At 64.9% G+C, this 4,572-nt stretch carries 2 protein-coding genes; both read right to left on the bottom strand.

What is annotated here, in order from left to right; all coding sequences use genetic code 11:
• Nucleotides 1-3,501: AsmA-like C-terminal region-containing protein (locus I8N66_RS14530; protein ID WP_291154677.1), on the bottom strand; the 3,501-nt coding region annotated here is incomplete at its 3' end.
• Between the two features lie 306 nt (nucleotides 3,502-3,807).
• Nucleotides 3,808-4,572: FAD-linked oxidase C-terminal domain-containing protein (locus tag I8N66_RS14525; RefSeq protein WP_291154675.1), on the bottom strand; the 765-nt coding region annotated here is incomplete at its 5' end.

Raw genomic sequence — 4,572 nt, 5'->3', positions numbered from 1 at the left:
CTCGGCGCGCGCTTCCAGTTCGGCCTTGACCCGAGCCGCTTCCGCAGCCCCCGCGACGCGCCGGCGTTCTTCGGCAACGGCGCGCCGCCGTTCGATCTCCCGCGCTTCTGCCTTCGCCTTGTAAAGCGCCACTTCGCGGCGCAGCCGCTGCTTCTCCAATACGTTTGCCTGCAGGATCTCGACCCGCCGGCGCTCGCGCTCAAAAGCGCGCAGCGACAGGCAATTGGCGAGATCAGCAACGTCGAGGCTGACGCCCGGCGCCTCCAGCAAGCCGGCATAGCCAATCCGCACACGCGGTTCGGTACCGGAAAGCGCTTCCTCTCCGGGGCGGAAGGTGAGGTCGATGCCGCCATCGATCCGGCCGGCCGCAAGATCGAGGGCGGCTGCGCCCATCAAGGCGGCATTGCCGTCGCCAGCGGTCACGTTCTGCGCCCGCAGCACGCCGCCGGCAACACTGAACGGAGCCTTGACGACGCCGACAACCGATTGACCCGAGAAAACCGCCGCCTCCGCCACGCTGCGGATGCTATCGGCCGAGATCTGCGTCTTCTGGCCATCGGCCGCAGCAATCAGTTGGGGCAGAGCCGCACTGTTGATGCCGTTCAGGGTCATGCCGTTGAAGGTCGCGGTGCCGGAACCGCTTGCCGAATGAGCCATCGCCTCCGGTGTCGCGCCGGATGCTTCGAGCGCGACGGAGAGATCGAAAGTTCCGGTCGCCACCGGTGCGCCGGCATGGGTCCACCCCGCCTGGGTCAGATCGCCACCCTTGACGTCCAGGCGCGAGCGCAGGAAGCCGGAGCCGTTGGCGTTCCCGACCTGCACTCGGCCCGCAAGCTTGCCGCCCAGCCAATCGCCGGTGGCGTCCGTCAGGGAAAGCTCGTCACCCTTCCATTCCATCTTGCCGGCAAAGCTCGTGACCGCGCCATAGACGCTCGGCCAGAACTTTGCTGCCTGCACGTCGAGCGCGACATTGAGGCCCGTCCAGGCCGGCTGCGCCAGGGCGCTCTTCGAAAACGCGCCGTTCGCATCCTCGACCGGACCCAAGATCGCCTCGCCCAGCCAGGCCAGATCGAGCGAATCGACGGTGAGCTGACCGCTGGCAGCACCAGGCGCCTTGCGGTCGACCGTCAGCGTGCCGGTAAAGCCGTTGTTGTCCGCCTTGCCCTCGACCGTTGTCAGGGCGATCGCCTCTGGGCTTGCGGCAACATCGGCCGAAATCGTCAGCGGCAGGCCGCTCCCCATCTGCGGCAGCGCCACCCCTTGCAGGAGCAGATAGGGCTCCAGATCCTGGGTCTGCAACGTGACCTTTGCCTGCCCCTCGAGGAAGTGATCGCGCGAAAGATCGACATTGCCCTTGGCGGCGAGCGACGACTTCTCGGTCGTGAACGTCACCGTACCGTTCGCCTTCGAGCCCTCAGTGCTCTGCAGCTTGACCGAGAGAATGCCGTTGGCATCAGCATCGAAGGGCAAGGGATCGAAACCGGTCTGCCCGAGAAGCAGGCGGGTTTCGGGGTTTTCCAGCGTCGCCTCAAGCAGTATCGCCTTGCCGGTCATCGCCTGCACCATGTCCGGCGCCTGATAGCTGGCGGCGATCTTGGTACCGTTCGCCGTGCCGAAAATCCCGAAAGTCGCCGGCGCATTGCCTTCCTTGTTGCCGGCCGTCAGCGTCACGTCGAAAGCCGTGTCGCTGTAATAGGGGCCAGCCTTGATCAGCTGCCGAAGGGCCGGATGGTTGACCGCGTGCCGTCCGATCATTTCCAGGAACGGCGTCAGGTTCTTGGCGGCAAGTTTCATCTTGGCCGAGACGACGGGTTTTTCCAGATCGCCGCTTGCACGGCCGGAAAAGGCGAGCTGGGCGCCGGCAAGCGAGCCGATCGCCACACGCTCGGCCTGGAGCTGGCCATTCTTCAGCGTCAGCACCGCCTGTACGTCCTGCGCCTCTTCACCGAAGGCGGAGAACTCGTCAGCCGAAAGGTCGGCGGCGATGGCGTGCTGCAGCAGCGTGTCGGTGGAAGCGTCGCCCGCCACCAGTCCGGTCAGCGCCTGAAGCGCCTCGAAATCGATGCGGTTGCCCTTGAGCTGCAGCGAGAGGTTCGGTTGCTGCTCGGCAAAGGACTGCCGCTCCAGCCGGCCCTTGAGGCTCGCCTCGCCCGCAGCCAATTCGAGGTTCTCGAACTGTTGCAGCGTATCGGTCAGGTTCACCGTGGCAGAAAATCCGGCAGTCTTCAGTTTGCGGATCGCCGGGTCGACCGAGCCCGCCAGCCAGTTCGCCAGACCTGACGGCTGGTTGGAGGCGAGCAGCAGGTCGCCGCGGAAACTTCGCTGCCCCTTGAGGTTCAGCCGCCCCTTGGCTTCGAGCTGGGTGCGCCCCGGCAGCAGCGCCACGACATTGTCGATCACCCAGCCGGCGCCGTCAGGCTGCACGTCGATGCGCACGTCACGCACCGTCGTGTCGCCGACGACGATCGCCGGCAGCTTCAGGCTCGCGCGGCCCGGCACCTGCGGAATGGGAATGTCGGCGGCAATGGCGAGCATCGCCTCCAGCCGCTGGCGCATGGAAATCGCCGGGTCGCGGCCGGTCTTGGTATTGCGGTTGGGGCCGATGCGGCTGACGTCGATCTGCTGGCCCTCGCCGGTCACCACATAGGGGTCTTCCGACGAGCCTACCTCGAAACGATAGTCCGGAACGCGGATGCTTTCGTTGGTAAGCTGGAAATCACCATTGATGCGCAACGGCGCCCGCGTGTCATCCTTCTCCTCGCCCTGCCGGTTTTCGGTCAGGGTGAAGCGGCCGCTATAGACCGGCTTGAAGTCGACGATCTTCAACGCACCATCGGTTTCGACGCCGAAGGGGCGCTTGTCGGGCGTTACCCGTGCCTTGAGGCTCAACGCACCGGCTGCGTCCACCTCGTTGCTGGTAAAGGAGAAGCTGCCGGCTTCGCCGTCGAGCGCCGCGCGCCCCTCCACTTTCCAAGGGCCGGCAAGTGTACGGGCCGAAACGTCGGCAGCAAGCCCGCTTACGCGGCGGGTGCGGCCGGTCTGCTCGTCGATGAATTCGATCTGGCCATTGGTGATCTCGACGTTTTCAAGCACGACGGTCTTGGCCGGGATCGAGGTGCGGCGACCGCGCGCCCAGTCGAGCGTCCCGTCCGGCAACAGCCGTACCTTGGCCTTGGGCCGGTCGAGCCGCATGTCGAAGATCAGCGCTTCGCCACTGAGGAACGGCGCCAGTTCCGCACTCATCGAAAACTGCGCCACCTGGATCAGCGGCTCGCCGTCTTCGCTGCCGACGCGCACGTCGTTGAGCGTCACGGTCGGGAACGGGATCAGCCGCGCATCGACGCTGCCATGAACGACGACCGGCTTGCCCATGATGCGGCTGGCTTCGCGTTCGAATTCCTTGCGAAAGTCGGTCCAGTCAATGAACCACGGGGCGATCAGCGCCGCAAAAAGCGCAACGACCACAAGTCCACCGACAGCAAGCAAAATTCGCGAAAGCACCGTGCCTACATTCCATCCAGTTCATCGGCGCAAATGTGCGCCGCATGTCAGTTTGCGCGCCAGAGTTTGGCGCCTGCAACGTCGCGCCTCATCAGGCGCGCAAGGGTCGCTGCAGCATTTTGCAGTCCCGCATGTTTCGTCCTCAAATCGGAAACGATCCAAGGAGACATGCCGTAGCGCTCTCATTGCCGCATAATTCGTTCGGGGTCGATTCCGACTTCGGAACTATGCACTACCACACTTTGGCGCCGGCGCATTGCCCGAAAAATTGGGCCAAATGCTGACGCCGCCGTACGGGGTTCCGCCTCAGGCGAAGATCTTGCCCGGGTTGAAGATATTGTCCGGATCGAGCGAGCGTTTGACCTGCCGCATCAGGTCCAGCGCGTCGCCAAGCTCTGCCTCGAGGAACGGCATCTTTCCCTGGCCGATGCCATGTTCGCCCGTGCAGGTTCCGTCCATTTCAAGCGCCCGGGCGTTCAGCCGCCCGACGAAGGCCTCTGCCCGCGCCACGTCGGCCGCGTCCTTGTCAGCGAACAGCAGGCCGACATGGAAGTTCCCGTCGCCCGCATGGCCGACGATCGGCGCGGTCAGCCCATGGGCGGCGCTGTCCTCCTGGGTCGCCACCACGCATTCCGCCAGCCGCGAGATCGGCACGCAGACGTCCGTCGACAGGATCGCCGCACCCGGGATCAGGCTTTTCTGCGCCCAATAGGCATTGTGCCGCGCCTTCCAGAGCCGCGCCCGTTCCTCCGGATTGGTCGTCCAGAGGAAATCGCTGGCACCGAACTCCGAGGCGATTTCGCCGAATTGGCGTGCCTGCAGTTCGACGCTCTCGGGACTGCCATGAAATTCGACGAAGAGTGTCGGCGTCTCCGCATAGGAAAGGCCGGAATAGCCATTGCAGGCCTTCATCTGCAGGGCATCGAGAAGCTCGATGCGCGCCACCGGAATGCCGGACTGGATGGTGAGGATCACCGCGTTGCAGGCGTCTTCGATCGTCGGGAACGGGCAGACGCCGCCGGAAATCACCTCCGGGATGCCCTGCAGCCTGAGCGTGATCGAGGTGATGAT

This window comes from Ensifer sp. SSB1, assembly GCF_016652895.1.
GTDB lineage: Bacteria > Pseudomonadota > Alphaproteobacteria > Rhizobiales > Rhizobiaceae > Ensifer.
The sequence above is the reverse complement of the archived record's forward strand: the minus strand, read 5'-3'. Positions and strand labels throughout refer to the sequence as shown.